This window comes from Streptomyces sp. T028, from assembly GCF_048159505.1.
Classification (GTDB): Bacteria; Actinomycetota; Actinomycetes; order Streptomycetales; family Streptomycetaceae; genus Streptomyces.
The window spans coordinates 95,194-120,923 of sequence record NZ_JBLRVZ010000024.1; the positions used below are offsets into that span (position 1 = coordinate 95,194).

The 25,730-nt window shown below is 70.9% G+C and carries 24 protein-coding genes and 1 pseudogene; 16 read left to right on the forward strand and 9 right to left on the reverse strand.

Going from position 1 to position 25,730, the window contains the following annotated elements; genetic code table 11:
• Window positions 1-256: 256 nt before the first annotated feature.
• The 3 genes from ACLZN2_RS23270 to ACLZN2_RS23280 are packed head-to-tail and all read right to left on the reverse strand — an operon-like array spanning window position 257 to window position 3,233.
• Complete coding sequence (locus ACLZN2_RS23270; RefSeq protein WP_416980927.1) at window positions 257-721, reverse strand: NUDIX domain-containing protein; 465 nt, start codon at window positions 719-721, stop codon at window positions 257-259.
• Window positions 718-2,256: an ATP-dependent DNA ligase gene (locus ACLZN2_RS23275; protein ID WP_416980928.1), complete on the reverse strand. Its 1,539-nt coding sequence runs from the start codon at window positions 2,254-2,256 to the stop codon at window positions 718-720. The genes ACLZN2_RS23270 and ACLZN2_RS23275 overlap by 4 nt, the downstream gene beginning before the upstream one ends.
• A 29-nt stretch (window positions 2,257-2,285) precedes the next feature.
• Complete coding sequence (locus ACLZN2_RS23280; protein WP_416980929.1) at window positions 2,286-3,233, reverse strand: NAD(P)/FAD-dependent oxidoreductase; 948 nt, start codon at window positions 3,231-3,233, stop codon at window positions 2,286-2,288.
• 69 nt (window positions 3,234-3,302) lie between these two features.
• On the opposite strand from ACLZN2_RS23280, the gene ACLZN2_RS23285 reads away from it, so the two are divergent.
• The 6 genes from ACLZN2_RS23285 (at window position 3,303) to ACLZN2_RS23310 (ending at window position 8,602) form a co-directional block, all read left to right on the forward strand.
• Window positions 3,303-3,878 carry a helix-turn-helix domain-containing protein gene (locus ACLZN2_RS23285; protein WP_416980930.1) on the forward strand — a complete coding sequence of 192 codons (576 nt, stop codon included), beginning with the start codon at window positions 3,303-3,305 and terminating at the stop codon, window positions 3,876-3,878.
• A 139-nt stretch (window positions 3,879-4,017) separates the two neighbouring features.
• A complete protein-coding gene (locus ACLZN2_RS23290; RefSeq protein WP_416980931.1) occupies window positions 4,018-4,995 on the forward strand; it encodes an NADPH:quinone oxidoreductase family protein in 978 nt (325 codons plus the stop codon).
• Window positions 4,992-6,173 (forward strand): acyl-CoA dehydrogenase family protein, encoded by a 1,182-nt coding sequence (locus tag ACLZN2_RS23295; protein WP_416980932.1) that lies wholly within the window; start codon window positions 4,992-4,994, stop codon window positions 6,171-6,173. The genes ACLZN2_RS23290 and ACLZN2_RS23295 overlap by 4 nt, the downstream gene beginning before the upstream one ends.
• The gene (locus ACLZN2_RS23300; protein ID WP_416980933.1) at window positions 6,170-7,261 is read left to right on the forward strand and encodes an acyl-CoA dehydrogenase family protein; all 1,092 of its coding nucleotides are present in this window, start codon (window positions 6,170-6,172) and stop codon (window positions 7,259-7,261) included. The genes ACLZN2_RS23295 and ACLZN2_RS23300 overlap by 4 nt, the downstream gene beginning before the upstream one ends.
• Before the next feature lie 181 nt (window positions 7,262-7,442).
• Complete coding sequence (locus tag ACLZN2_RS23305) at window positions 7,443-8,297, forward strand: phosphatidylinositol-specific phospholipase C/glycerophosphodiester phosphodiesterase family protein (RefSeq protein ID WP_416980934.1); 855 nt, start codon at window positions 7,443-7,445, stop codon at window positions 8,295-8,297.
• A gap of 110 nt (window positions 8,298-8,407) precedes the next feature.
• On the forward strand, window positions 8,408-8,602 hold the full coding sequence (locus ACLZN2_RS23310) for a hypothetical protein (protein ID WP_416980935.1): 195 nt from the start codon (window positions 8,408-8,410) through the stop codon (window positions 8,600-8,602).
• 18 nt (window positions 8,603-8,620) lie between these two features.
• Here ACLZN2_RS23310 and ACLZN2_RS23315 read toward each other — a convergent pair whose 3' ends face one another.
• The 3 genes and pseudogenes from ACLZN2_RS23315 to ACLZN2_RS23325 form a co-directional block, all read right to left on the reverse strand.
• Window positions 8,621-9,868 carry a phosphodiester glycosidase family protein gene (locus ACLZN2_RS23315; protein ID WP_416980936.1) on the reverse strand — a complete coding sequence of 416 codons (1,248 nt, stop codon included), beginning with the start codon at window positions 9,866-9,868 and terminating at the stop codon, window positions 8,621-8,623.
• A 295-nt stretch (window positions 9,869-10,163) separates the two neighbouring features.
• Window positions 10,164-11,343: pseudogene (locus ACLZN2_RS23320) on the reverse strand (bifunctional class I SAM-dependent methyltransferase/NUDIX hydrolase).
• Between the two features lie 53 nt (window positions 11,344-11,396).
• The gene (locus tag ACLZN2_RS23325; protein ID WP_416980937.1) at window positions 11,397-11,843 is read right to left on the reverse strand and encodes a carboxymuconolactone decarboxylase family protein; all 447 of its coding nucleotides are present in this window, start codon (window positions 11,841-11,843) and stop codon (window positions 11,397-11,399) included.
• 169 nt (window positions 11,844-12,012) lie between these two features.
• Between ACLZN2_RS23325 and ACLZN2_RS23330 the strand changes: the two genes are divergently transcribed.
• The 6 genes from ACLZN2_RS23330 to ACLZN2_RS23355 all read left to right on the forward strand — a co-directional run bounded on the left by ACLZN2_RS23330 (window position 12,013) and on the right by ACLZN2_RS23355 (window position 17,970).
• Window positions 12,013-13,233, forward strand: a complete 1,221-nt coding sequence (locus ACLZN2_RS23330; RefSeq protein ID WP_416980938.1) for an FAD-dependent monooxygenase — start codon at window positions 12,013-12,015, stop codon at window positions 13,231-13,233.
• Between the two features lie 100 nt (window positions 13,234-13,333).
• Complete coding sequence (locus ACLZN2_RS23335; RefSeq protein ID WP_416980939.1) at window positions 13,334-14,053, forward strand: TetR/AcrR family transcriptional regulator; 720 nt, start codon at window positions 13,334-13,336, stop codon at window positions 14,051-14,053.
• A gap of 157 nt (window positions 14,054-14,210) precedes the next feature.
• Window positions 14,211-15,317: an NAD(P)/FAD-dependent oxidoreductase gene (locus ACLZN2_RS23340; protein ID WP_416980940.1), complete on the forward strand. Its 1,107-nt coding sequence runs from the start codon at window positions 14,211-14,213 to the stop codon at window positions 15,315-15,317.
• A 1-nt stretch (window position 15,318) separates the two neighbouring features.
• Window positions 15,319-16,215, forward strand: coding sequence for an RNA polymerase sigma-70 factor (locus ACLZN2_RS23345; protein WP_416980941.1), 897 nt, complete (start codon window positions 15,319-15,321; stop codon window positions 16,213-16,215).
• 92 nt (window positions 16,216-16,307) lie between these two features.
• On the forward strand, window positions 16,308-17,666 hold the full coding sequence (locus ACLZN2_RS23350; protein WP_416980942.1) for an NAD(P)/FAD-dependent oxidoreductase: 1,359 nt from the start codon (window positions 16,308-16,310) through the stop codon (window positions 17,664-17,666).
• Window positions 17,629-17,970, forward strand: coding sequence for a hypothetical protein (locus tag ACLZN2_RS23355; RefSeq protein WP_416980943.1), 342 nt, complete (start codon window positions 17,629-17,631; stop codon window positions 17,968-17,970). Before ACLZN2_RS23350 ends, ACLZN2_RS23355 begins: the two co-directional genes overlap by 38 nt.
• A gap of 23 nt (window positions 17,971-17,993) precedes the next feature.
• On the opposite strand, the gene ACLZN2_RS23360 is transcribed toward ACLZN2_RS23355, so the two are convergent.
• Together ACLZN2_RS23360 and ACLZN2_RS23365 are read right to left on the reverse strand one after the other, a co-directional pair.
• The gene (locus tag ACLZN2_RS23360; protein ID WP_416980944.1) at window positions 17,994-18,443 is read right to left on the reverse strand and encodes a hypothetical protein; all 450 of its coding nucleotides are present in this window, start codon (window positions 18,441-18,443) and stop codon (window positions 17,994-17,996) included.
• Between the two features lie 105 nt (window positions 18,444-18,548).
• Window positions 18,549-18,755, reverse strand: coding sequence for a hypothetical protein (locus ACLZN2_RS23365; RefSeq protein ID WP_416980945.1), 207 nt, complete (start codon window positions 18,753-18,755; stop codon window positions 18,549-18,551).
• 227 nt (window positions 18,756-18,982) lie between these two features.
• Between ACLZN2_RS23365 and ACLZN2_RS23370 the strand changes: the two genes are divergently transcribed.
• Window positions 18,983-19,915 (forward strand): RNA polymerase sigma-70 factor, encoded by a 933-nt coding sequence (locus ACLZN2_RS23370; protein ID WP_416980946.1) that lies wholly within the window; start codon window positions 18,983-18,985, stop codon window positions 19,913-19,915.
• Here ACLZN2_RS23370 and ACLZN2_RS23375 read toward each other — a convergent pair.
• Window positions 19,833-20,747 carry a sigma factor-like helix-turn-helix DNA-binding protein gene (locus tag ACLZN2_RS23375; protein WP_416980947.1) on the reverse strand — a complete coding sequence of 305 codons (915 nt, stop codon included), beginning with the start codon at window positions 20,745-20,747 and terminating at the stop codon, window positions 19,833-19,835. The two genes, ACLZN2_RS23370 and ACLZN2_RS23375, sit on opposite strands and share 83 nt — an antisense overlap.
• A gap of 199 nt (window positions 20,748-20,946) precedes the next feature.
• Between ACLZN2_RS23375 and ACLZN2_RS23380 the strand changes: the two genes are divergently transcribed.
• Genes ACLZN2_RS23380 through ACLZN2_RS23390 form a run of 3 tightly spaced genes read left to right on the forward strand, consistent with a single transcriptional unit; the run spans window position 20,947 to window position 25,657 of the window.
• Window positions 20,947-21,240, forward strand: coding sequence for a WhiB family transcriptional regulator (locus tag ACLZN2_RS23380; protein ID WP_416980948.1), 294 nt, complete (start codon window positions 20,947-20,949; stop codon window positions 21,238-21,240).
• Window positions 21,233-22,834: a cytochrome b gene (locus ACLZN2_RS23385; RefSeq protein WP_416980949.1), complete on the forward strand. Its 1,602-nt coding sequence runs from the start codon at window positions 21,233-21,235 to the stop codon at window positions 22,832-22,834. Before ACLZN2_RS23380 ends, ACLZN2_RS23385 begins: the two co-directional genes overlap by 8 nt.
• A gap of 54 nt (window positions 22,835-22,888) precedes the next feature.
• Window positions 22,889-25,657, forward strand: coding sequence for a helix-turn-helix transcriptional regulator (locus tag ACLZN2_RS23390; protein WP_416980950.1), 2,769 nt, complete (start codon window positions 22,889-22,891; stop codon window positions 25,655-25,657).
• The last annotated feature ends 73 nt before the right edge of the window (window positions 25,658-25,730 follow it).

Genomic DNA, 25,730 nt, shown 5'->3' on the forward strand with positions numbered 1-25,730 from the left:
CTCCTGGAGAGCTGCCTGCTTCGACCTTCCCGCGCCGCACGGGACACCGCAACGCGTGCGGGCCCCTGCGGGCGCGTGGGGGCTGATCGCGCCCGCGCGGCGGAGCCGCACATCGATACAGCCCCGCGCCCCTGACAGGCACGTCCACCGCACCCACCTCACACGTCCACCGCACCCACCTCAAGGGGCGCGGAGAACTGCGCGACAAGCCACAACGCACCCGCAGGGGCCTCGGGCCGATCCGAACGACACGCCCTCAGGGTGAGTGTTCCGGCAGGCGGTCGAGGAACGTGGCCTGGGCCGGGACGATCAGTTCGCGGGCGCGGGGCAGGCCGTACCAGGCCACCCGGTCCAGCTCCGGGAACTCCCGCGTCCGCCCGGAGCGCGGCGGCCACTCCATCGTGAACGTCCCCGGCTCGACCGTCGCCGGGTCGAGGTCCGCCTCGATCGCCCATACGGTGACGATCTTGCCGTTGGTCTGCCGGACCTCCCCGAGGGCGATCGCCTCGCCGTCGGGCGGCTCCAGCCCCAGCTCCTCCCGGAACTCACGGCGGGCCGCGTCCCAGGCGGGTTCGTCGGGCTCGTACTCGCCCTTGGGCACGGTCCAGGCCCCGGCGTCCTTCTTCGCGAAGTAGGGGCCGCCCATGTGGCCGAGCAGCACTTCGGTGCCGTCCGCGGTGTGCCGGAACAGCAGCAGGCCCGCGCTGCGCTTCTGCGTCACGGGTGCACCTCCGGGTGGGCGGCGAGCAGGGTCTCCACCGTGTCGGCCTCCTCCGGCCGCTTGTCCTCGCGGTAGCGGACCACGCGGGCGAAGCGCAGGGTGACTCCGGCCGGGTAGCGGGTGGAGCGCTGGAGGCCGTCGTAGGCGATCTCGACGACGAGTTCGGGGCGTACGCTCACCACCCAGCCGTCGTCCCGCACGGCGAGCCGCTGGAGGTGTTCCGTCTGCCAGCCGAGCATCGCGTCGGTCATGCCCTTGAAGGTCTTGCCCAGCATGGCGAAGCCGCCGTCGGCGGTGCGGGCGCCGAGGTGGAGGTTGGAGAGCTTGCCGGTGCGGCGGCCGTGGCCCCACTCGGCGGCCAGGACGACCAGGTCGAGGGTGTGCACGGGCTTGACCTTCAGCCAGGACGCCCCGCGCCGGCCCGCGCTGTAGGGGGCGTCGAGGGACTTCACGACCACGCCCTCGTGACCGCGCCGGAGGGTTTGGGCCAGGAACTCCTCGGCCGCCGGAAGGTCTCCCGGACCGTCCACCACCGTCCGCCGCACCCGCATCGGCTCCGGCACCAGCCGGGCCAGCTCCGCGTGCCGTTCGGCGAACGGCAGGTCGAGCAGGTCCCGGCCCGCCACGGACAGCGCGTCGAAGAACACCGGGGAGACCGGGACCGCCTCGGCGGCCGACGCCACGTCCACCCGGGAACCGACCCGCCCGGCCGTCTCCTGGAACGAGCGGGGCCGCCCGTGCTCGTCGAGGGCGATGACCTCGCCGTCCAGGATGAACCGGTCGCCCGCCAACTCCCGTACTGCCGAAGTCACTTCGGGCAGGCGGTCGGTGATGTCGTCGAGCGTGCGGGTGTAGAGGCGGACGGTGTCGCCGTCCCGGTGCGCCTGGACGCGGATGCCGTCCAGCTTCTCCTCCACCGCGCAGCCGCCCAGCTTGCCGACCGCCTCGGCGACGGAGGACGCGGAGTGGGCGAGCATCGGCAGCACCGGGCGGCCGACGGTCAGCCGGAACGCCTCCAGCGCCGGCGGGCCGTCCCTGAGCAGGGACTCGGCGACCGTCTGGAGGGAGCCCGCGAGCATCACCGCCCGCCGTACGTCCGCCGGGGGCGCTCCGGTCGCCTGCGCCAGGCCCTCGACGGCCACCGCGTCCAGGGCGCCCTGGCGGACCTCGCCGGTGATCAGCCCGAGCAGGAACCGCTGTTCGTCCGCCGTGGCCGCGCCCATCAACTCGCCTACCAGGCGCAGCCGTTCGGCCTGGGAGCCGGGGCCGGACACCTTGCCCAGCCCGGTCAGCAGCGCGTCGACCTCGCGCACGGTCAGCGCCGGGACCTCGGCGGGGTCGACCGGGCGGCTCAGCACCTTCCAGCCGACGCCGAGCCGGCCCTGCGGGAGCCGTCCGGCCAGGTAGGGGATGACGATCGGGACGTCGTCCGCGTCCGCCTCCCGGAACAGCTCGGCGAGCAGAGCGATCTTGCGGGAGCGCGCCGAGGTGGCCGCGACCTCCCGGGACACGTCGGCGAGCCGGGTCAGCAGCATGCAGCCATGGTGCAACGGCGGTGCCGGGACTACACCCCGGCCGCGTCCAGGTCCGCGAAGAGCAGCTCGCCGTTGATCGCCGCCCCGGCCCGGTAGCCACGGCTCGCCGAGTTCACCACCTGCTCGGCGAACCCGCTCGCGTTGCCCGCGGCCCACAGGCCCGGCACGGTCGTCAGGCCCCGCTCGTCGATCACCGGGTAGGCGCCGAAGGGGGTCTCCCTCAGCTCCGCGCCGAGCTGGACCAGGAGGTCGTTCCGGGGGACCGGGCGCGGGGCGACGAACAGGGCCTCCCGCTCGTGCACGCTCCCGTCCCCCAGCCGAACCCCGGTCAGCCGGTCGTCCTCGATCCGCAGCCCCGCCACCTCGCCCGGCACCACACGGACCCCGGCGGCGGCCAGGCGTCGCAGGTCGTCGTCGGTCAGCTCCTCCTCGGCGACCCGGTGCAGGAAGAACGTCACGTCCTTGGACCACTGGGTGACCATCAGCGCCTGGTGCGCGCTCATCGGGCTGGTGGCGAGCACGCCGAACGCCTGGTCGCGGACCTCCCAGCCATGGCAGTACGGGCAGTGCAGCACATCCCGGCCGAAGCGCTCCGCGAGCCCCTCCACCGGGGGCAACTCGTCCTTCAGGCCGGTCGCGAGGACCAGCTGCCGGGCCCGCACGGTCCGGCCGGACGCGAGTCCGACGGCGAAACCGCCCTCCTTCCGGGCGGCCGCGTCCGCCCGGTCCCGGACCAGCTCCACGCCGTACCGGGCGATCTCCTCCCGTCCCTTCGCGAGGAACTCGGCGGGCGGCATGCCGTCCCGGGTCAGATAGCCCTGCATATGGGCGGCGGGCGCGTTGCGCGGCTCGCCCGCGTCGACCACCAGCGTGCGGCGCCGGGCCCGGCCCAGGACGAGAGCCGCGGACAGGCCCGCGGCGCCGCCGCCGACGACGATCACTTCGTACGTACCAGTCGTATCGGTCAAGGTGACCACCTCCACCGAGAAGGTGACCCGGACGGCACCGGATTGACAAACTTCTTTGCCGATTCTGCAATAAGGGGTATGAGTGCCGAAGACGTTCTCGCGGAAGTGGGCCCCCGGCTGCGCCGGATCCGGAAGGAGCGGGAGGTGACCCTGGCGGCGCTGTCCGAGGCGACCGGGATCTCGGTCAGCACCCTGTCCCGGCTGGAGTCGGGGCTGCGCAAGCCCAGCCTGGAGCTGCTGCTGCCGATCGCCCAGGCCCATCAGGTGCCGCTGGACGAGCTGGTCGGCGCGCCACCGGTGACCGATCCCCGGGTGCGGGCCAAACCGCTGGTCCGGCACGGGCGCACCTTCTGGCCGCTGACCCGGCAGCCCGGCGGCCTCCAGGCGTTCAAGGTGCTGGTGCCGCGGGCAGTCGAGGAGCCGGACCTGCGCACCCACGAGGGCTACGAGTGGCTGTACGTGCTGTCCGGGCGGCTGCGGATGGTGATCGGGGAGCACGACGTGGTGCTGGCGGCGGGGGAGGCCGCCGAGTTCGACACGCGGGTGCCGCACTGGTTCGGGTCGACGGGGGAGGGGCCGGTGGAGTTCCTCAGCCTGTTCGGTCCGCAGGGGGAGCGGATGCACGTACGGGCGCGGCCTCGCGGGAAGGCGTGACGCCGTTCCCCCGGACGCGGTGTCACCTCGGACACGGTGTTACCTCGGACACGGTGTTACCTCGGATACGGTTCCCTCGGTGGCAAGCGACCGCTTAGTATGCGGTGGACCCCGACGAAGCAGTCTGTGGAGGCACCGCATGCAGGCATGGCAAGTGCACGAGAACGGTGAGCCGAGCGAGGTGATGCGGCTCCACGAGGTGGAGCGGCCCACGCCCGGCGACGGCCAGGTGCTGCTCAGGGTGCGTGCCGCCAACATCAACTTCCCCGATGTGCTGATGTGCCGGGGCCACTACCAGGTGCGCCCACCGCTGCCGTTCACCCCGGGGGTGGAGATCTGCGGCGAGACCGAGGACGGCCGTCGTGTGATCGCCAACCCGGCCCTGCCGTACGGCGGTTTCGCCGAGTACGCCGTCGCGGACGCCGCCGCCCTCCTGCCCGCCCCGGACGCGCTCGACGACGCCGAGGCCGCCGCCCTGCACATCGGCTACCAGACGGGCTGGTTCGGCCTGCACCGCCGGGCCGGACTCGAAGCCGGCGAGACCCTGCTCGTCCACGCCGCCGCGGGAGGGGTCGGCAGCGCGGCCGTGCAGCTCGGCAAGGCGGCCGGAGCCACCGTCATCGGTGTCGTGGGCGGCGCCGACAAGGCCGCCGTCGCCCGGGAGCTGGGCTGTGACGTGGTCGTCGACCGGCGCGCCGAGGACGTCGTCGCCGCCGTGAAGGAGGCCACCGGCGGCCGGGGCGCCGACGTGATCTACGACCCGGTCGGCGGCGACGCCTACACGCAGTCGACGAAGGTCGTCGCCTTCGAGGGCCGGATCGTGGTCGTCGGCTTCGCGAGCGGCACCATCCCGAGCCCCGGTCTCAACCACGCCCTGGTGAAGAACTACTCGATCCTCGGCCTGCACTGGGGCCTGTACAACACCAAGAACCCGAAGCTGGTCCGAGACTGCCACGAGCGGCTCACCGACCTCGCCGCCCGGGGCGCGATCAAGCCGCTGGTGAGCGAGCGCGTGCCGCTGGCCGGGGCGGCGGCGGCCGTGCAGCGGGTCGGCGACGGGGTCACCACCGGCCGGGTCGCCGTCGTGCCGACCCTGGAGAACGGAGCCGCGGTATGACCGACGCAGCCGAACTCACGCGCCGCACAGCCGAGTTGCTGGCCGCGCACCCGCCCGCCACCACCGACCGCCTCGACTTCCTCAAGGCCCGCTTCGACGCGGGACTGGCCTGGGTGCACTACCCGGAAGGCCTCGGCGGCCTGGGCGCCCCGCGCTCCCTGCAGGCCGTCGTGGACGCCGAGCTGGCGGCCGCCGGCGCCCCCGACAACGACGCGCGCCGCAATGGCATCGGGCTCGGCATGGCCGCCCCGACGATCCTCAGGTACGGCACCGAGGAGCAGAAGCAGCGCTATCTGCGGCCCCTGTGGATCGGGGAGGAGGTCTGGTGCCAGCTGTTCAGCGAGCCCGGCGCCGGCTCCGACCTCGCCGCCCTCGGCACCCGGGCCGTCCGGGAGGGCGACGAGTGGGTCGTCAACGGGCAGAAGGTGTGGACGTCCGGCGCGCACAACTCGCGCTGGGCCATCCTCATCGCCCGCACCGACCCGACCGTGCCCAAGCACGCCGGCATCACCTACTTCATCTGCGACATGACCGACCCCGGCGTCGACGTCCGCCCGCTGCGGCAGATCACGGGCGAGGCCGAGTTCAACGAGGTCTTCCTCACCGACGTCCGCATCCCCGACTCCCGCCGCCTCGGTGAGATCGGCGACGGCTGGCGGGTCGCGCAGACCACCCTCAACAACGAACGCGTCGCCATCGGCGGTATGCGGCTGCCCCGAGAGGGCGGCATGATCGGCCCGGTCGCGAAGACCTGGCGCGAGCGCCCCGCACTGCGCACCCACGACCTGCACCAGCGGCTGCTCAAGCTGTGGGTGGAGTCCGAGGTCGCCCGCCTCACCGCCGAGCGGCTGCGCCAGCAGCTCGTCGCCGGTCAGCCCGGCCCCGAGGGCGCCGGCATGAAGCTCGCCTTCGCCCGCCTCAACCAGGAGATCAGCGGCCTGGAGATCGAACTCCGGGGCGAGGAAGGCCTGCTGTACGACGACTGGACCATGCGCCGCCCGGAGCTGGTGGACTTCACCGGGCGGGACGCCGGGTACCGCTATCTGCGCTCCAAGGGCAACAGCATCGAGGGCGGGACCACCGAGGTCCTGCTGAACATCGTCGCCGAGCGCGTCCTGGGCCTGCCCGCCGAGCCGCGCACCGACAAGGACGTCGCCTGGAAGGACCTCGCCCGATGAAGCCGCAGCCGACGCAGCCCGACCTGCTGTACTCGGAGGAGGAAGAGGCGCTCAGGGCGGCCGTACGGGACCTGCTCGCCGACCACTGCGACGCACCGGGCGTCATCGCCCGCACCGAGTCGGACGCCCCGCACGACCTGGCCGCCTGGAAGGCGCTCGCCGACGGCATGGGCCTGGCCGGCCTGCTGATTCCGGAGGCGCGGGGCGGACAGGGGGCGACCCATCGCGAAGTCGCCGTCGTCCTGGAGGAGTTGGGCCGCGCCGTCGCCCCCGTGCCGTATCTGACCAGTGCCGTGGTCGCCACGGAGGCACTGCTGGCCTGCGGTGACGAGGAACTGCTCGAAAAGCTCGCCTCCGGCCGGACGATCGGCGCGCTCGCGGTCGGGCTGCACACCGCCCCCGGCGCCGCCTTCAAGGCCGTACACGTCGAAAAGGGCAACCTGCACGGGGAGTTGACCGGCATCGCGGACGCCGCGGTCGCCGACGTACTGCTGGTGCCGGCCGAGGACGGTGCGCTGTACGCCGTGGAGGCGGGCGCCGTGACCGTGACTCCGCAGATCTCCTTCGACCTCACCCGTCCCCTCGCGACCGTCACGCTCGACGGGGCCGCGGCCCGGCCGATCGGTGACGCCGAGGACGCCGTACGGCGTGCCCTGCGCGCCGGCGCCGGACTGCTCGCCTCCGAGCAACTGGGCGTGGCCGACTGGCTGTTGACCGAGACCGTGCGGTATCTCAAGGAGCGCAAGCAGTTCAACCGGCCCGTCGGCGGCTTCCAGGCGCTCAAGCACCGGCTCGCCCAGCTGTGGCTGGAGGTCGTCAACCTGCGCGCCGCCGCCCGGGGTGCCGCCGACGCCCTCGCGACCGGCGAGGACGCCGATCTCGCGGTGGCCGTCGCCCAGGCCTACGCGGCGGGTGTCGCCGTGCACACCGCCGAGGAGGCGCTGCAGCTGCACGCCGGGATCGGTATGACCTGGGAGCACCCCATCCACCTGTACCTCAAGCGGGCCAAGTCCGACTCGATCGCCTACGGCACGGCCGGCGCCCACCGGTCGGCCGTGGCCGAACTGGTCGATCTGCAAGCCCCCTGACCTCCGCCGCCGTTCATCCGGTGAAGCCCGCCCCACCTGGGGCGGGCTTTTCCGTGCGGCGGGGCGGAAGGAGTGAACGGACGACGGCGGTCCGGCCAACTCCTGGCATGTACAGGTTCGTTGGGGGTCGTACGGCCCCATACTCCCTGTGGTTCGGACCCGCCCCGCAGGGAGGATCACCATGGCCCACGTCACCCGCCGCAGAGTGCTCACCGGTCTCGCCGCGACCACCGCCGCGGTCCTCGCGCCGCCCGCCGGCAGCGCGTTCGCCGACGCACAGAAGCGCGGCCCCCGCCCGCTGTGGCACGCCCACGCCCACAACGACTACGAGCACCCGCGCCCCCTCTTCGACGCGCTCGACCACCGTTTCGGCAGTGTCGAGGCCGACATCTTCCTCGTCGACGGCGAACTCCTCATCGCCCACTCGGCGGACCAGCTCGACCCCACCCGCACCCTGGAGGGCCTCTACCTCGGCCCGCTCGCCGCCCGCGTCAAGGCCAACCACGGTTCCGTGTACCGGGGTTACCGGCAGCCGCTGCAACTGCTCATCGACATCAAGACCGAGGGGTCGTCCACCTACCTCGCCCTGGACGAGCTGCTCAAGCGCTACCGGCACCTGTTCACGACGTACTCTCACGGCCGGATCCGCCGCGGCCCGGTCACGGCCGTCATCTCCGGCGACCGGGCGGCCCGCGTCCCCATGGCGGCACAGACCGTCCGCCGCGCCTTCTACGACGGCCGCCTCGCCGACCTCGGCACCAGCGAGGCGTCCTTCGCCTCCCTGATCAGCGACAACTGGACCCTCAACTTCACCTGGCTCGGCGCCGGCGCCTTCCCCGAGGCGGAGCGGACCAAGCTGCGCGGGATCGTGGACACGGCCCACGCGCGCGGACAGCAGGTCCGCTTCTGGGCCACCCCCGACCTGGCCGGCCCCGAGCGCGACGCCCTGTGGACGGAACTCCTCGCGGCCGGCGTCGACTACCTCAACACCGACGACCTGGCGGGCCTGGAGGCGTTCCTCGACGCACACCGGTAGGCCCGGACACCACCCGTTCGGACGACAGGTCAGCTGCCCGGACGAACCCTCCGTTACGCCACACTTGCGGCCGAACGCCGTGAAAGCGGACGTGGCGGAGGAGGTTGACGATGGCCATTTCCATTTCCGTGGTGCTGTTGCTGTTCGTCCTGGCGGTGATCTTCGTGCGCAACAGCGGACTGAAGGTCTCGCACGCACTGGTCTGTCTGCTGCTCGGCTTCTTCCTGGCCGGCACGAGCATGGCCCCCACCATCCACAGCGGTCTCATGGCGACGGCCGACCTCGTCGGCAGCCTTCGGCCGTGAGGCCGGTGGGGATCCCGATCACTGGGTGAAGACCCCGACGCCGTTCGGCACCGGGCGCTCCACCCCGTCGGACGGGTGGTTGCGCACCGCGACCCTGGTCGAGCCCGCAGGGCGGGCCACCAGGGTCGAGGAGCCGCCGCCGTCGAGATTGAAGCCCTCGGTCGCCCCGAGGCTCTTCAGGGCGGCGGCGACCTCGGCGATCGTCAGCCCCTTGCGATAGGCGGTCGCGCCGTCCAGCGCGAACAGGAACACCCGCCTGCCCCCGTCGCCCACACCGACCGCCGTCCGTACGGCCGACACGCTCGTGTTCAGCCCCGTCAGCGGCTGTCCGCCCGACAGCACCGGACTGCCGCCGAGGGCGAAGCGGTACGCCGTGCCCGACCCGGACACGAGCCCGTACCGCACCGTCACGCGGGCGCCCACCCTGAGCGTCCTCAACTGCTGCGCGCCCGCCTCCCGGCCGACGAGGACCGTGGTGCCCGCCGCGACGGCACCGCTGCCGGGCGTCGTCGAGACCGACACGACCCGGCCGTGCTTGACCGCCACCTCGTACGTGCGCGTGCTGCACGGCGCGGCCCGACTGGTGTCCGTGCCGCAGGTGGCCCGCTTACGGGAGACGCTGCCCCAGTCCGGGGTGAACGCGCCCACCGAGTTCACCGGCAGCGCGTACTGGTTGAGCCCGGCCAGCGTGAACCGCCGGTGGAACGCGGTGACCGTGCCCTTGAGCGTCAGTGTGTCCAGCCGGGCCCGGCCGTCGGTGCCGACCCCGAGCACCGCCCTGGTGTTCGTGCCCGGTGGCAGCCCCGGCCCGAACCGCTGGGCGTCCGGCACCGCCGCCTTCAGTACCCTGCCGTTCCCGATCGCCGGACCCACGCTCGCCCCGGTCGCGCTGACGCCGGGGTGCTGGGCCTCGGAGACGTTGAAGAAGTCGCCGTTGACGCCGGCCACGGCCTTCTGCGCGTTCGCCATCGAGGAGACGGCCGAGCGCTGGGCGACCCTCCCCGGGTACAGCAGCCCGAGCCGCACTCGGGCGAGGTCGACGCTCAGCACATGGACGTGCGCGGTCCCGGCGGCGGCCGACAGGTCGTAGTGGCGGTAGGTCACGCCCGCCGCCACGGTGGTCCAGCTCGCGGCACCGGCCGGCGCGGCCCCCAAGAGGCCCGCGCCGGCCAGCGTTCCCAGTGCGGTGAGCAGCGTCGGCGTCGTCCTGCGTGCCCTGGAGACCGACGTTCCGCGTGCCTCGGACCCTTTCTGATGCCGTGTCACAGACCCCCCTGAGTCGATAGGCCGCGCAACCTTCTCACGGGTCACGGGACCGGTCGCCAGAGGGCGAGGGGACAGAACCACAAGAACGGGTGACGGAATCCACGAATCCGGGTGTCTTCCCAGGCCGTTCGGGCGTGGCGCCGGGGGCGTTCGTGCTACTCGGTCCGCAGCGCGGTCGCCGTACGGACCCGCACCGCCCGGGCGGCGGCATCACCGACGTCAGGACCAGGCGGGCGTGAGCAGGGCCGTCATCGAGTCCATGACCCTCCCGGGTCCTCACCAAGCTCGGGGCTGGTCAGTCCGAGGGCGGGGGAGGGGTGACGGGAGCCGCGTAGGGCGTGAAGCGGGCCGGGGCGTGGTCGATCGGCAGGTCCGGGCGCCAGGCGGTCAGGGACTGGGCGCTGCACTCGAACAAGGAGGGCGGGAGCCGGTCCAGCGGATACCAGCGCCAGTCGCCCACGCTCTCGCCCGGCTGGTCGGCCGGTTCGCCCGTCCACCGGTCGACGACGGCGCCGACCGTCATCCGTACCACCCCCTCCACCCGGTCCAGGCTGGTGCCGAGCAGCCGTACGTCCGAGGGGGCGGCGCGCAGCCCGGTCTCCTCGCGCAGTTCCCGTACGACCGTCTCCTCCAGGGACTCCCCGGGTTCCACCGTGCCGCCGGGCAAGCTCCCAGGTGCCCCGGCGGTGGCGGCCCAGGAGCAGTCCCCGGGGGCCGTAGAGGATGGCGCCGACACCGAGGGCGGCGTGTGCGACGGGCGGATGCGCGGTGCGGGGACGGGCCGTGATCCGTAGGGGGCGGCGGGCGCGGAAGACGCGATAGGAGGCGCGGTTGACGGCGGGGTCGGGCGCGTCGACCGTCTCCACACGCTCGACGTGCAGACCGTGGCCGGTGAGGAGTTCCTCCCACCGCTCGGTGTCCAGCACCCACATCCGGACCGTGGTCTCCCCGCCGCCCGCGAACCGCAGGGTCTCGGGGCGGGGGGCGAGCTCTGAAGTCGGCCCATTTCCCCGGGAGTTGGTGTGCAGCACGCTGAAGCACAGCGTCCCGCCGGGCTTCAGCGCGGTCGCCAGCGCGGGCAGCAGCCGGCGAGGGTCGATGTACGGGACGGCGTTGACGGCGTAGATCACGTCGTACGGCTCCGAGGCGCGCAGATGGGCGACGGCGTCCGCGTGCGCCAGGCGCAGGCCGGGCAGGGAACCGTACCGGGCGCGGGCCCGCTCGATCTGGCCCGGCGCGGAGTCCACCGCGTCCACCTCCGCGCCGTACGCCCGCACCAGACGCGCGGCGTGCCGGGCCGTGCCGCAGCCTAGGTCCAGCACGCGCCGCCCCTTCAGCTCCCCGAGGAACGCCTCGTCCGGCCCGGAGCCCGGGAACCCCCAGTCGATCCGCTCCGCCTCGGCGGGGGCCGTGCCACGCCGCAGGTGGTGGACCGCGTACGCCTGCCAGGCCTCGGCGTTGACGGACTCGGGCATCGGCGGGCCTCCAGGGGACGACGGTCGGGGGGCGGGAAGCTGACAGGGAGGGGTCAGCGCACGGGGTGCTTGCTGAGGATGGACACCCGGTTGAAGGCGTTGATGGCGACGGCGACCCAGACCACCGCGGAGATCTGATCCTCGGTGAGCACCTCCCGGGCCTCGGCGTACGCGGCCTCCTGGGCGTCGGCGTCGGTGGGGTGGGTGGTCGCCTCGGCGAGGGCCAGGGCCGCGCGCTCCAGCGGGGTGAAGAGCCCGGTGTCGCGCCAGGCGGCCAGGACACCGAGCCGCCGGGTGTCCTCCCCGGCCCGCAGGGCGGCCTTGGTGTGCACGTCCAGGCAGAACGCACAGCCGTTGAGCTGCGAGACGCGCAGATTGACGAGTTCCACGACGGTCCGTTCCAGACCCGCGTCGGCGGCGGTCGCCCGGACGGCCTCGGACGTCTGGACCAGCGCGTGGTAGGCCTTGGGGCTCTGCTTGTCTATGAAGATCCGGCTCATAGTTGAATATTAAACCATTCGTGGGCATCCAGAGGTGAGCGAGACCGCCAAGGTGGAGGTTCTCACGCCACGTGACGTACCACCCTTTCGGCCCCGCCTTCAAACATGGCCTCGCCGCACCGCGCACTGACCAAATGACCAATCTGGTCAGTGAGTATAGGCTGGGGGCATGAAGACGAACACCACCCCGCGACAGCGGGCGCTCGTAGTCGGACTCGGCGTCAGCGGAACCGCCTCCGCGTTGCGGCTGCACAGGGCGGGCTGGGACGTTGTCGTCCTGGAGAAGGCAGCCGAGCGCCGCCGCGGCGGGTACTTCCTCACCCTCTTCGGCACCGGGATCACCGCGGCGGAGCGACTGGGCATCGAGGTGCCGGACCGCTTCTCGACGGACATCGCCTACTACAACGTCGATCGCGCGGGCCACCGGCGGCGCGGCATGGGTTTCGCCGAGGCCGTGCCCGGCGAGTCACGCCCGGTCGTGCGCGGCGACGTCGAGCAGGCCGCGTTCGACGCCCTGCCCGAGGACGTGGAGATCCGGTACTCGTCCATTCCGGTCGCGCTGCGCCACGACACCGAAAGCGTGCAGGTCGACATCGAGGACCGGGCCGCGGGGACGGTGACCACCGAACGGTTCGATCTCGTGGTCGGGGCCGACGGCCTGCGGTCGACCGTGCGCCGGCTGGCGTTCGGGCCCGATGAAGGCAGCATTCACCGTCTCGGCTACATGCTCGCGGCGTGCGCCCTGCCCGGCCCGGTCCCCGGTTTCCGGGGCACGGACGGAATCATCATGGCCGAGCTGGGCCGGTCGGCATGGGTGTTCGCCTTCGCCGACCGGCCGCCGACGGTGCTGTTCAACTACCGGACCGACGATGTGGACGGCGAGTTCACCCGGCCCGCCATCGACTCGCTGCGGGCGGTGTTCGGACCGGAGCCCACGGGTGCGACGCTCGGCTGGCTGCTCGACCGGTTCGAGCAGGCGCCGGACCACCTGTTCGACACCGCCGAGCAGGTGCGGCTCGACACGTGGCACCAGGGCAGGGTGGTCCTCGTCGGCGACTCGGCGTGGTGCCTGACCCTGTACTCCGGGATGGGGGCCTCCAGCGGCCTGGCCGGGGCCGACATGCTGGGCACGATGCTGGAGCGGTATCCCACGGACGTGCCGCGGGCGCTGCGGGCCTGGGAGGCGAAACTCCGCCCCTTCATCGAGTTCCACCAGGGCTCCGGCATGGCCATGCGCAAGCTCTTCGTCCCGGCCGACCGCACCGAGTACGGGATCCGGTTCGTCTTCGACCATGTGGCAGGGACGACGCTCGGCAGAACGCTCCTCTCGGAGGCCGAGCACCGCAGCAGGGCCTCCCGGATGAAGACGGTCGACATCGCCCTGGAGTGACCCCGTCTCAGGCCCGCCGCACGGTCGGCTCACCTCCGTGAACCTCCGTGAACCTCCGTGACATCATGCTGCGGAAGAGCGAACGGGAGGAACCACGACGGTGAGGCGGCTGATCGAACACGACTCCGTCAAGGCGGCCAGAATCCTCGACAGCGCGCGCGAGTTGGTCCTCGAACACGGCGTCCGCAAGGTGACCATCGCCGAGATCGCCGCGTCCGCGGGCGTGGGCAAGGGCACGGTCTACCTGTACTGGGAGACCAAGGAAGACCTGTTCGTGGGGCTGGCCGCGCGCGAGGTACTCGCCTGGATCGAGACCATCAATCGCCGGATCGCCCAGGACCCGCAGTCCATCCTGCCCCGCCGTCTCGCTCCGCTGCTCATCCGCACGACACTGGACAACCCGTGGCTGCGATGGCTCCGGAGCGACGAAAGCGCCCTGCGGCAACTGCTCCACCGCCCCGCCGACCAGGAGCGCTTCGCCGAGGCCACCACGGGCGCGATGGGCAACGCGGTCATCACGATCCTGCGCGACCACGGGATCGTGCGCGACGATCTCCCGCTGCCCCGACAGATGTACGCCCTGCACGCCGTGCTGGTCGGGTTCCTCACCGTCATGAGCGACGCCGATGTCGCAGGCCCGCTCGGCGTCGACGATCCCGAAACCGCCCTCGCCGACACCGTCCACCTGCTGCTCGAACGGCCTCGCGACCCCGCCGCGCGCGATGTCGCCAAGGCCGCGGAAGCGGTGCGGGCCCGGTTCACCGAGATTCACGACAACCTCCTGGGACTCGTCGCGACGGGCGCCGCCGGAACCAGATGACCGGCGTCCTCAAGGCCCTGCCGTTCAGCTGCGGATCAGCGGAAGGGGCCGGGGGCTTCGCCGCGTCCGATGTGGGCTACGTCTCACCTGGGGGCTGTTACACCGGACGCGTGGCCGGTGTCTCAATGCCGAGTCCATAAACACCCAGGGAGAAGTGATGAACGGGAACGTCCAGGTGGTCGTGATCGGCGGCGGGTACGGGGGCGTGACGGCGGCCAACAGCCTCGCTCGGCGCGATGGCGTGTCGGTGACCCTGGTCAATCCGCGTCCCGACTTCGTCGAGCGGATCCGCCTGCACCAGCTCGTGACCGGCTCCGACGACGCGGTCGTGGGCTTCGGTGAGGTACTGGGCGGGAACGTCCGGCTGGTGGTCGACACCGCGACCCGGATCGACGCCGGCGAGCGCCAGGTGTCACTGGCGGGCGGTGGCACGGTCTCCTACGACTACCTCGTCTACGCGGTGGGCAGCGGCGCCGCCGATCCCGGCGTGCCCGGAGCGGCGGAGTTCGCACACTGGGTGTCGGACATCGAGGGGGCGGAACGACTGCGGTCGGCGCTGGCCACGTCCGCGTCGGCACCGGTGACCGTGGTCGGTGCCGGCCCGACCGGCCTGGAGACCGCCGCCGAGCTGGCGGAAGCGGGGCGCAAGGTCACCCTGGTCTGCGGCGACGTGCTCGGCCCCTCCCTGCATGCCCGGGTCCGCCGCCCGGTCGCCCGCCGACTTGCCGCGCTGGGTGTGTCCGTCCTCGAAGGTGCCGGCGCGCAGGTGACGGAAGTGACACGCGACGCCGTACGGCTGGAGGACGGCCGTGAGCTGCCCAGCGCGGTGACGATCTGGACCGCGGGATTCCGTGTACCGGACCTGGCCGCCCGCAGCGGGCTGCGCACCAACACCGAAGGCCGCCTGGTCACCGACTCCTCGCTGACCTGCGTGGACGACGAGCGCATCGTCGCCGCCGGGGACGCGGCGGTGATGACGGACCACCCGTTCCGGATGAGCTGCCAGGCGGCCGTGCAGCTGGGCCCGGCAGCCGCCGCCACGATCCTGCGCCGGATCGGGGGGAAAACACCGGCTCCCGTCCGGATGTTCTTCGCCGGGCAGTGCCTCAGCCTCGGCCGGAACGAGGGCGTCACCCAGTTCTCCTACCCGAACGACAAGGTGAACGCGCTCCGTATCAGCGGGCGGCCCGGTGCCGGCGTCAAGGAGATCGCCTGCCGGTTCACCCTCAACAAGTTGGTGTCCGGGGCACGCAAGGCCAGTTGACATGAACGACCACGTCACCGACCCCGCGACCGAGGCCTTCGTCGCCCATCGCGACCTGCTGTTCACCGTCGCCTACGAGATGCTCGGATCGGCGGCGGACGCCGAGGACGTCCTCCAGGAGGCCTGGCTGCGGTGGGTCAAGGTCGACCTGACGCAGGTGCAGGACCAGCGCGCCTACCTGGTACGGATCACGACCCGGCTGGCACTCAACCGGCTACGCACCCTCAAACGGAGCAAGGAGGCCTACGTCGGCCCCTGGCTGCCCGAGCCCCTGCTCACCTCGCCGGACGTGGCCGAGGACGTCGAACTGTCCGAGAACCTGTCGCTGGCACTCATGCTCATCCTCGAAACCCTCTCACCGACCGAACGCGCCGTCTTCGTGCTGCGCGAAGTGTTCGACATCGGCTACGAGGACATCGCGGCCGCGATCGACAAGAGCCCCTCCGCCGTACGCCAGATCTCCTACCGCGCCCGCCGGCACGTCGACGCCCGCCGACCGCGCACATCGGTGTCCCCGGAGGAGACCCGGGCGGCGATGAACTCGTTCCAGTCCGCGTTGGAGACCGGGGACCTGCAAGGACTGCTCGACGTACTCGCCCCGGACGTTGTTTTCGTGAGCGACGGCGGCGGCCTCAAGCTGGCGGCGCTGCGGCCGGTCGTCGGCGCCGACAAGGTGCTCCGTTACATGGCCGGCAGCGTCGACAAGGCCGGCGGCACCTTCACCAGCGAGCCCACGACGGTCAACGGCAACCCCGGACTCATCCTGCGCGTGGACGGCGTGATCGACGGCGTGCTGGCCCTCCGCGTGGAGAGCGCCCGCGTCACCGGCCTCTACTACGTCCGCAACCCTGAGAAACTCACCCGCATCGAGTCCGAAACCCCCCTCACCTCCCGCTGACCGGAGTCGTGATGCGGTTCCGCCGCTCGGCCCTGTCACACCGTCCCGCCCCGCGTTGTCTATCTGGTGTCGAACAACCACCAGAGGGAGTCATGCGCGAGATTCTGATCATCGGCGGCGGCTACGCGGGCTTCTACACCGCGTGGGGCCTCGAGAAGACCCTGCGTCCGGACGAGGCACGCATCACGGTCGTCGATCCACGCCCCTACATGACCTACCAGCCGTTTCTGCCGGAGGTGACGGCCGGCTCGGTCGAGGCACGTCATGCCGCCGTGTCCTTGCGGCGGCACCTGCGCCGCACCCGTCTGATCGCGGGGAGAGTGACCGAGATCCGCAACGCCGACCGGACCGTCACCGTCCGGCCGGTGAACGGAGCCGACTACGCGCTCCGCTACGACATCGTCGTGGTCACGGCCGGAGCCGTGACGCGCACCATCCCCATACCGGGGCTGGCACAGCAGGCGATAGGCCTCAAACACGTGGAGGAGGCGGTGGCCATTCGGGACCGGCTGATGACCGCGTTCGACGAGGCCGCGTCACTGCCGCCCGGCGCGGAGCGGCAGAGGCTGCTCACCGTCACGTTCGTGGGCGGCGGATTCTCCGGCGTCGAGGGCTTCGGTGAGCTGCTGTCACTGGCGACCGCGATGCTCAGGTTCTATCCGGAACTGAGCATCGACGACCTGTCCTTCCACCTGGTGGAGTCCCGAGGCCGCATCCTGCCCGAGGTGGGGGACGAGCCCGGTGCCTGGGTGGTGCGTTCGCTGGAACGCCGGGGCGCGCAGGTCCACCTGAACACCCGGCTCGTCTCCGCGGAAGAGGGGCACGTCGTGCTCTCGAGCGGAGAGGAGTTCGACTCGGCGCTGATCGTCTGGACCGCGGGAAACGTCTCGAACCCCGTGGTGCGCAACCACACGGACCTGCCCGTCGACGAGCGTGGCCTGCTCGTGGTCCGGCCTGACCTGCGGGTGGGCACCGACAGCGAGCCCGTGCCGGACGTGTGGGCGGCCGGAGACGACGCTGCCGTTCCCGACCTGGCCTCGCCCGTATCGGGGGCGCACACAGTGCCGAATGCCCAGCACGCCGTACGGCAGGGCAAGTGTCTCGCGAGGAACATCGCGGCGAGCCTGCGCGGAGGCAGGGTCCGGGACTACCGCCACAGCAGTCTGGGAGTGGTGGCGACGCTGGGGCTGGGGCGCGGCATCTTCCAGTACAGGAGCCTGGTCATCAAGGGACTTCCGGCTTGGCTGATGCACCGCGGCTATCACGTCCTGGCCGTGCCCACCTGGGAACGGAAGGTCCGCGTCCTTTCCGTCTGGCTCATCGCGGCCTGGTGCGGGAGGGACCTCGTCTCCCTGGCCTCCGTCCAGCACCCCCGGGACGCGTTCGTCGGGCGATTCTCCGCAGGAGCACACCATGGACACGAGCGAGGAGGCCGCACGCGGCCTGAGTGACATCGAGGGATTCCTGTACCAGGAGGCTCATCTGGCGGCGGCGCGGCGGCGCGTGGCGGACTTCACCACACGAGCGCCGGGGCTGACCCGGGAGCAGAAGGCGGACATCGAACGGTGGTACCTCGAAGAGCAGAGATACGTCGCCCGCATGGTGACCGAGCACATAGCCGCATGCATCGACGTGGTGAAAGAGCAACAGCACATCCGCTTCGGGCGATGGCTCCGCGGAACACTGACGGCGATGGTCCTGATCACCATGGCGCTGGGACTGTGCGTGACCGTGGTCCTGGGATCGTTGAGCTGAACTGTGCCCGCCGGAGGGCACTCTCAAGAACGCTTGGCGCGGTAGAGCCCCCGGCCGGTGCGCTGGACTCGCGACGCACCGACGAGGCGGTCGAGGGTGCTGCGCACGCCGTTGATGCTTCCGCTGTCGGTGTCGCGGCCGAGGGCCGCGGCAACATCACGGGCCCGTACGTCGGCGTCGCCGACTGTGGCGAAGTACTCCATGATCTGCTCGGTGACCTTGCCGTATTTCGTCTGTACGTCCGCCTCGGTGCCTGCGGTGACAGGGTTTCCCGCGGACTCGGGGGAGGCGACGTCCGCCCGGTCGTGCAGCAGGGTCTCGAGAGCGCCGAGAGCCCGCTGTACCGAGCCGAGATGCGCCACGACCGCGGCGAGTTCCCTTTCCAGCGCCTGCTTCTGGATCTGCAGGCGGGCCAGGTCCGCCTGAAGGCTCTCGGCGGTGATCTCAATGTTGTGCCCCGTTGCGGAGACCATGTGTTCCTCTCGTCCTCAACCCCGCGTGCCATCATATGCAGTGGCCCACTCGGAGCACAGAGGTGACAGGGACGCGCCCCAGGTTCACAACAGGGACTTCGTGTGTCAATCGTTGCCACTGTTTGCACCGGAGGACGCCGGGTCAGCGGGATGCAGCCGGCCCAGCGCGTCGGAGATCGCCCTGATGCGTGCGTCGACGGTGGCGATCGCCTCCTGAAGCAGGCGGAGGCGGGCCTCGATCAGCGCGGCCTCGGCCGCCAGGAACACACCTGCGACGGCGGGATCGGAGTGCTGGTCGGAATCTCGTGGCATGACGTGTCTCTCTGCGCGGCTCAAGCCGGGGGCGTACCCAGGCGGAGGGGCGTGTGGCGGGCGGTCCGCAGGCCTCCCCTCCCACATGGACCGAACAGCTCACGCAGGTGTGACACGCGGGCACTGGACGAGCTTGGCCCCCGTCACTGTCACAAAGGCGGTCCGAGCCCGGTCTTAGTGGAACGGAAGCGACGGGAGCAGCCCGGAGGAACGGAGACCGCAGGACCATGGATGTCGAACCGTCTCCCACGACGAGTGACCTTGACGACGCTGTTTCCGTCTTCGTGCAGCACCGGAACCGTCTCTTCGGCATCGCCTACCGCGTCCTCGGCAGCGCGGTCGAGGCGGAGGACGTGGTCCAGGAAGCGTGGCTGCGGTGGCAGAACACCGACCGTTCCGTGGTGGTCAGCCCGGTCGCGTTCCTGTCGAGTACGACGACCCGCCTGGCCATCAACGTCGCACAGTCCGCGCGGGTACGTCGGGAAACCTACATAGGACCGTGGCTGCCAGAACCCGTCGACACGAGCGCGGACCCGGAGGTGGGCGCGCAGCGCGCGGAGGCGCTCGAACTGGCGCTGCTTCTGGTCCTGGAGCGGCTGAGCCCCACTGAACGCGCCGCATACGTACTGCGCGAGGCATTCGACTACGCCTATCCGGAGATAGCCGAGATCCTGCGGCTCAGCCTGGTCAACGTGCGGAAGATCGTGAGCCGTGCTCGCAAGCATCTGTCGGAGGAACAGCGGGAGCGGGTGGACACGGCCGAGCACCGACGGCTTCTGAGCGTCTTCGTCTCGGCGGCTCAGACGGGGGATGTGGCGTCACTTGAGGCCCTGCTCACTCCCGATGCCGTCAGCCTGTCCGACGGCAACGGTATGCGGGGCTGCGCTCGTGTACCCGTGCTCGGCCGTGCGAGGGTGGCCAGGATGGTCACCTATCGGAAGCTCTGGCGGGAGGCGGAGCCCAGGTTGGTCGACGCCAACGGATCTCCGGGCGTGATGGTCTACCGAGACGGCCAACCCGTCGTGTTCATGACGTTTGCGGCCTCGAAGGAAGGCATTCACACGTTGATGTGGATGTTCAGCCCGAGCAAGATCGCCGCGTTCCTCGGTTCCCGCGCGGGGTGGGCGGTCGGTTCCAGGAGCGGAGTTTGTCGGGATTGAGGACGACCCAGACCTGGACGACGTGGTGGCCGGCGATGTCGAGGCTGATGACGGCGGCGACCTGGCCGTCGTAGCGGGCGACGAGGCCGGTGCGGCCGTTGACGGAGTGCGTGGTCACAGTGGTGCGCGAGTGATGGGCCAGGAGCGTCAGCAGACTGCGGGCGACCTGCCGGCTGCCGTGGACGGGCCTGGTGAGTGCCCTGACCTTGCCGCCGCCGTCGAAGAACGCGGTGGCGTCGGGGCACAGCAGCGACACCAGCGACTCGGCGTCTTCGTCCACGCAGGCCCGGCGGACGGCGTCGGCGACGGCATCGTGCTCTGCCGCTGTCGTGGGACGTGAGCGCAGCCGGCGAAGGCTGTGGCGGCCCCGGTCGGCGAGTTCGGCGCACTCCGGCGCGGTGCGTCCCATGATGTCGGCGACCGTGTCGGGCGTCATCCCGAAGACGTCACTGAGGACGAACGCCGCCCGCTCGGCCGGCGGCAGGGAATCCAGCACGTTCAACAGAACCCGACTGACCTCCTTCTCCAACTGCTCCCGCGCCGCCTCGGCGTCTCCCGTCCGCGTGCGGTGATCCTCCCGCCGGCCCGCCGCACCCCGGTCGGGGAGGGCGAGCCGCCTCAGGCAGATCCCGCCCGCGGTCCTCGCGAGCCAGGACCGGGGCGCCGCGATCTGCCGACGCGCGGTGTCGGACAGCCCGTACCACCGGCGGTAGGTGTCGTCGACGACGCTGTCCGCCTCACCGGGGCTGCCCAGCATCCAGTAGGCGACATCCAGCAGGAATTGACGCTCCTCCAGCAGCTCCGCGATCGGCACCGTGTCGGAGTGGTCCATACGGCATCCTCCCGCGTCCTGACGGCCCTCGTTTCCCGGCTCGGTCCGATTGACCGGGCACGCACGGATCTTGTGACATGAGCGCCGTGTGCCGGCCGCCGCTCGCCGCTCGCATGTCACAGCTGCGCCGGTTGTCCGGTCCTACATGAGAGCCCCGGTATTTCCTGCCGGCCGGCGAATCGTGGAGGTCTGCGTACTCATGGCTGCTGAACGAGAACACCACGCCGTGCACTGGCGCGAACGGGCATTGTGCCTGCACGTTGACGACCCCGACCTTTTCTTCCCCATAGGAATCAGTGGCCTGACGGTTGTTCAGATCGACGAGGCCAAGGCCGTCTGCGGCCGTTGCCCCGTCGTGGAGCAATGCCTCGACTGGGCTCTGCGGGCGGTACAGGTGGAAGGCATCTGGGGCGGCACGACGGAGAGTGAACGTCGCGCGATGCGCCGACGTGCGTCCCGCCGGGAAAAGGTCTTGGTGGTGGGGCATGGGTGACAGGAGTCAGGACACCGAGGTGCGGCCGGAGAGAAAGGGGGAAAGGGGGGAAAAGGTCGCCGAGTGGACTGAAGGGCGCCTGGGTGTCTACAGCCTGGCCAGGGAGAAAGCGCGAACGGCTTTCCCGGATCACTGGTCGTTCATGCTGGGAGAGATATGCCTCTACAGCTTCGTCATCATCGTCGTCACGGGTGTGTATCTGACCCTGTACTTCCACCCGTCGATGGAGGAAGTGACGTACCACGGCAGCTACGCGCCGCTGCGGGGACAGCTGGTGTCGGAGGCATTCGATTCGACCCTGCACATTTCCTTCGACGTCCGTGGCGGCCTGCTGATCCGGCAGGCCCACCACTGGGCGGCGCTGATCTTCGTCGCTGCGATGCTCGTCCACATGATGCGCGTGTTCTTCACAGGCGCCTTCCGCAAGCCTCGCGAGCTCACGTGGCTGTTCGGATTCTCACTGCTGATCCTCGGAATGTTCGCAGGCCTGACCGGATACGACCTTCCTGACGACCTCCTTTCCGGAACCGGGCTCGCGGTCGTGAACGGAACGATCCTGTCCATCCCGATCATCGGAACCTACCTCTCGATGTTCCTCTTCGGAGGCGAGTTCCCGGGGAAGGATATGGTGGCGCGCTTCCACACGATCCACATTCTGCTGATTCCCGCCCTCATGGTGGGGCTGCTGGTCGCCCATCTGCTCCTGATCCTCCGTCACAAGCACACGCAGTATCCGGGTCCGGGACGGACCGGCAAGAATGTCGTGGGCCTGCCGCTGAAGGTGCGTGCCGTGAAATCCGGGGGATTCTTCCTCCTGGTCACTGGCGTCGTCTTCGGCATCGCTGCGGTCGCGCAGATCAACCCGGTCTGGGTCTACGGCCCCTACCGTGCCGACCAGGTCTCCGCGGGATCGCAGCCCGACTGGTACATGGGCGTGGCGGACGGGCTGCTGAGGGTCATGCCCGGCTGGGAAATCACCTTCTGGGGCCACACCCTGGCCCTGGACAACCTGATCCCCCTGCTGGTGGGGGTCGGTCTCTTCCTGGCCATGGGCGCGTACCCGTTCATCGAGTCCTGGGTGACCGGCGACGACCGTGAGCAGCACCTCCTCGACAGACCACGCAACCGCCCGGTACGAACGGCACTCGGTGTCGCATGGCTGAGTTTCTACCTGGTGGCCCTGATCGCCGCCGCGAACGACATCATCGCCGTCCGCTTCAGTGTCTCGGTCGAATCGGTGACCTGGGCTGTACGCATCGGTCTCCTCGTCGTGCCTCCCCTCGCCTACGTGCTGACGAAACGGTGGGCACTCGGCCTCCAGCGACGCGACCGGGACAAAGTGCTGCACGGCCGGGAGACGGGGATGCTGAGGCGTTTGCCGCACGGTGAGTTCGTCGAGGTGCACGAGCCGCTCGGCAAGGAGCAACTGCACGTTCTCACCCAGCATGAGCAGTACCAGCCGATCGGTTCCGGAGCCCGCCCTGCTCAGCGCCTGCGTGCCAGGCTCAGCCGAGGCTTCTACGGTGAAGGCACACAGATCATCAAGCCGACGGCTCATGAGTACAGGGAGATCACCGGCAAGAACCGACACTGAGGGTTACGGTCGGCTGACTCCTCATTCCCCGGCGGCGGAGACGGTGGTGCACAGGTGCTTGGCCGAAGCAGTGAGTGCGCTGCGCTGGATCAGCTTGCGGCGAGCGTACGAACCGGCCGGAGCGCCGCTCTCGTACTGCGCGGTGAGCCAGGCATCGGCAAGACCGCACTGCTCGACCATCTCGCGGAGGGTGCGGCCGACTGCCGGGTGGCTCGAGCCGGCGGCACCGAGGCCGAGATGGAGCTTCCGTTCGCCGGACTGCACCAGCTCTGTGGGCCCTTGTCCGAGGACATCGAGCACCTTCCCGCCCCGCAACGCGATGCGCTCGGCGTCGCTTTCGGACTGTGCGCAGGCCCACCGCCGAACCGGTTTCTGCTCGGTCTCGCGGTACTCGGCCACTTGGCCGTCGTCGCCGAGGAGCGGCCGTTGATCTGCCTGGTCGACGACGCGCAATGGCTCGATCAAGCGTCGGCACAGGTCCTGGGTTTCGTGGCGCGACGCCTTGGTGCGGAGTCGGTCGGCTTCGTCTTCGCGGTGCGGGAGCCGGAGGACGAGGAGCACACGTTCGAAGGGCTTCCCGAACTGCGTGTGCGCGGTCTGAACGAGCATGACGCCCGGTCGCTGCTGGGCTCGGTGGCCCCCGGGTGGATCGATGAGCGCATCCGCAGCAGGATTCTCGCCGAAGCCCGAGGGAACCCGCTCGCCCTCGTGGAGCTGCCGCACGGGTCGACGGCGGCCGACCTGGCCGGCGGGTTCGTCCGGCCCGACGCCCAACTACCGGCGAGCCGGATCGAACAGAGCTTCCTGAGCCGGGTTCGGTCACTTCCACCGGCTACACGGCGACTGCTGCTGATCGCCGCCGCCGAGCCGGTCGGGGAGGCAGCCCTGCTCAGAGGTGCGGCGGAAAGACTCGGGATCGGAGTGGACGCGGAGTCCCCGGCCCTGGACGCGGGACTGATCGAGCTGGGCACGCACGTGCGTTTTCGCCATCCGATGGTGCGCTCGGCGTCCTACCGGGCCGCGACCCCGGCCGACCGCAAAGAGGTTCACCACGCGCTGGCCGAGGTCACCGACGCCGATCCCGATCGTCGGGCGTGGCATCGCGCCCACGCGACAGCGGTCCCCGATGAGGCGGTGGCCGTCGAGCTGGTGGCCGCGGCGGATCGGGCGCGGGCGCGCGGCAGCGCCGCGGCGGCGGCAGCCTTCCTCAAACGGGCGATGGAGCTGACACCCGACGCTTCCCTCCGTTGCACGCGGGCGCTCGCGGCCGCCCAGGCGAAGTTCGAAGCGGCGGCGCCCGAGGCGGCGTACCAGCTCGCGAGGGTCGCGGAGCTGGGGCCGCTCGACGAGCTCGATCGCGCCCGGCTGGCCCGGCTGCACGCGCGCATCGTCTTCACCCGCAGTCGAAACGGTGAGGCCATCCCCCTCTTCCTCGACGCGGCCAAACACCTGGAGCCCCATGACGCGGCGCTGGCACGCGAGACCTATCTCGAGGCGCTCGCCGCGGCGATCTCCGCCGGCCGACTGGACGACGGACAGACTGTCCGGGATGCCGCCGAGGCCGCCCACTCCGCGCCCCGCGGACCCAGCCCGCCACGGGAGACGGATCTTCTGCTGGAGGCGTTGTCGACCCGCCTCACCGCGGGCTACGCAGCGAGTGTGAAACAGCTCCGGAGGGCACTGCGGGCATTCCAGACCGACGCCTGGGGCAGCCGGAACGACGTCGCGCGTCGGCTCTGGCCGGCATGCCCGGTGGCACCCGAACTCCTCGCACCGGAACTGTGGGACGACGGGGCCTGGCACGAGCTGTCGGGCTGTGCCGTCCGACTGGCCCGCAACGCCGGTGCGCTCGCCGTCCTTCCCCTCGCGCTCGCCCATCGTGCGGCCGTACATGTGCAGGCCGGTGAGTTCGCCGACGCGGCGGCCCTGATCGACGAGGCGGACGCGATCAGCAGAGCGACGGGCAGCGCCCGGCAAGGGTGTACCTCCCTCATGCTCGTGGCCTGGCGTGACGAGGAACGGCAGGCGATGAACGCGATCGACAGCGGCGTCCGGACGGCGATGGCCAAGGGCGAAGGACGAACCCTCGGGCAGGCCGCCTACTTCACCGCCGTGCTGTGCAACGGCCTGGCCCGGTACGACGTCGCCCTTGAGCATGCCCAACGGGCCTGTGCCTACGAGGACCTGGGTTGTTTCGGCTGGTATCTCGCCGAGTCGGTGGAGGCGGGGGTCCGCGGCGGCGATCGCGACGCGGCCGTCGCCGCCCTGGCCCGGCTGGTCGAGACGACCGACGCCGCCGGCACGGACTGGGCGCTGGGTGTCCAGGCGCGCTCGCGTGCTCTGCTCAGCGAGGGCGAGGCCGCGGAGCGGCTCTACCGTGAGGCGATCGAGCGGCTCGACCGCACCCGAATCCGCGTGGAACTCGCCCGTGCACACCTGTTGTACGGCGAATGGCTGCGCCGGGAGAACCGTCGCGCCGACGCCCGCGACCAACTGCGGACCGCCTACGAGATGTTCACCCGCTTCGGCGCCGGCGCCTTCACCGAACGCGCGCGAAGGGAGCTGCGGGCCACCGGGGAGACGGTGGCCAGGCGCACGATCGCGGCCCCCACCGCGCTCACCGCCCAGGAAGCGCAGATCGCCCGCCTCGCCCGCGACGGACTGACCAATCCCGAGATCGGCGCCCAGTTGTTCCTCAGCTCCCACACCGTCGAGTGGCACCTGCGGAAGGTGTACGCCAAACTCGGCATCAGCTCCCGCAGACAACTGCGCACCGCACTCTCCAGCCAACCGCCCACCACAGATCCGCCGGACAGGCCCTAGGGCGTGTTTCGAAAGTCCCGCCTGCCCGGCGACGCCTGGCACGCACGCTCGCCGCGTTGTCGGGATCACCCCG

What these genes read in the sequence shown, in the direction of transcription:
- ACLZN2_RS23275 (WP_416980928.1), bottom strand. Translation starts at nt 2,256, where the DNA reads ATGCTGCTGACCCGGCTCGCCGACGTGTCCCGGGAGGTCGCGGCCACC.
- ACLZN2_RS23285 (WP_416980930.1), top strand. Translation starts at nt 3,303, where the DNA reads ATGAGTGCCGAAGACGTTCTCGCGGAAGTGGGCCCCCGGCTGCGCCGG.
- ACLZN2_RS23290 (WP_416980931.1), top strand. Translation starts at nt 4,018, where the DNA reads ATGCAGGCATGGCAAGTGCACGAGAACGGTGAGCCGAGCGAGGTGATG.
- ACLZN2_RS23295 (WP_416980932.1), top strand. Translation starts at nt 4,992, where the DNA reads ATGACCGACGCAGCCGAACTCACGCGCCGCACAGCCGAGTTGCTGGCC.
- ACLZN2_RS23300 (WP_416980933.1), top strand. Translation starts at nt 6,170, where the DNA reads ATGAAGCCGCAGCCGACGCAGCCCGACCTGCTGTACTCGGAGGAGGAA.
- ACLZN2_RS23305 (WP_416980934.1), top strand. Translation starts at nt 7,443, where the DNA reads ATGGCCCACGTCACCCGCCGCAGAGTGCTCACCGGTCTCGCCGCGACC.
- ACLZN2_RS23310 (WP_416980935.1), top strand. Translation starts at nt 8,408, where the DNA reads ATGGCCATTTCCATTTCCGTGGTGCTGTTGCTGTTCGTCCTGGCGGTG.
- ACLZN2_RS23325 (WP_416980937.1), bottom strand. Translation starts at nt 11,843, where the DNA reads ATGAGCCGGATCTTCATAGACAAGCAGAGCCCCAAGGCCTACCACGCG.
- ACLZN2_RS23330 (WP_416980938.1), top strand. Translation starts at nt 12,013, where the DNA reads ATGAAGACGAACACCACCCCGCGACAGCGGGCGCTCGTAGTCGGACTC.
- ACLZN2_RS23340 (WP_416980940.1), top strand. Translation starts at nt 14,211, where the DNA reads ATGAACGGGAACGTCCAGGTGGTCGTGATCGGCGGCGGGTACGGGGGC.
- ACLZN2_RS23345 (WP_416980941.1), top strand. Translation starts at nt 15,319, where the DNA reads ATGAACGACCACGTCACCGACCCCGCGACCGAGGCCTTCGTCGCCCAT.
- ACLZN2_RS23350 (WP_416980942.1), top strand. Translation starts at nt 16,308, where the DNA reads ATGCGCGAGATTCTGATCATCGGCGGCGGCTACGCGGGCTTCTACACC.
- ACLZN2_RS23355 (WP_416980943.1), top strand. Translation starts at nt 17,629, where the DNA reads ATGGACACGAGCGAGGAGGCCGCACGCGGCCTGAGTGACATCGAGGGA.
- ACLZN2_RS23360 (WP_416980944.1), bottom strand. Translation starts at nt 18,443, where the DNA reads ATGGTCTCCGCAACGGGGCACAACATTGAGATCACCGCCGAGAGCCTT.
- ACLZN2_RS23365 (WP_416980945.1), bottom strand. Translation starts at nt 18,755, where the DNA reads ATGCCACGAGATTCCGACCAGCACTCCGATCCCGCCGTCGCAGGTGTG.
- ACLZN2_RS23370 (WP_416980946.1), top strand. Translation starts at nt 18,983, where the DNA reads ATGGATGTCGAACCGTCTCCCACGACGAGTGACCTTGACGACGCTGTT.
- ACLZN2_RS23375 (WP_416980947.1), bottom strand. Translation starts at nt 20,747, where the DNA reads ATGGACCACTCCGACACGGTGCCGATCGCGGAGCTGCTGGAGGAGCGT.
- ACLZN2_RS23380 (WP_416980948.1), top strand. Translation starts at nt 20,947, where the DNA reads ATGGCTGCTGAACGAGAACACCACGCCGTGCACTGGCGCGAACGGGCA.
- ACLZN2_RS23385 (WP_416980949.1), top strand. Translation starts at nt 21,233, where the DNA reads ATGGGTGACAGGAGTCAGGACACCGAGGTGCGGCCGGAGAGAAAGGGG.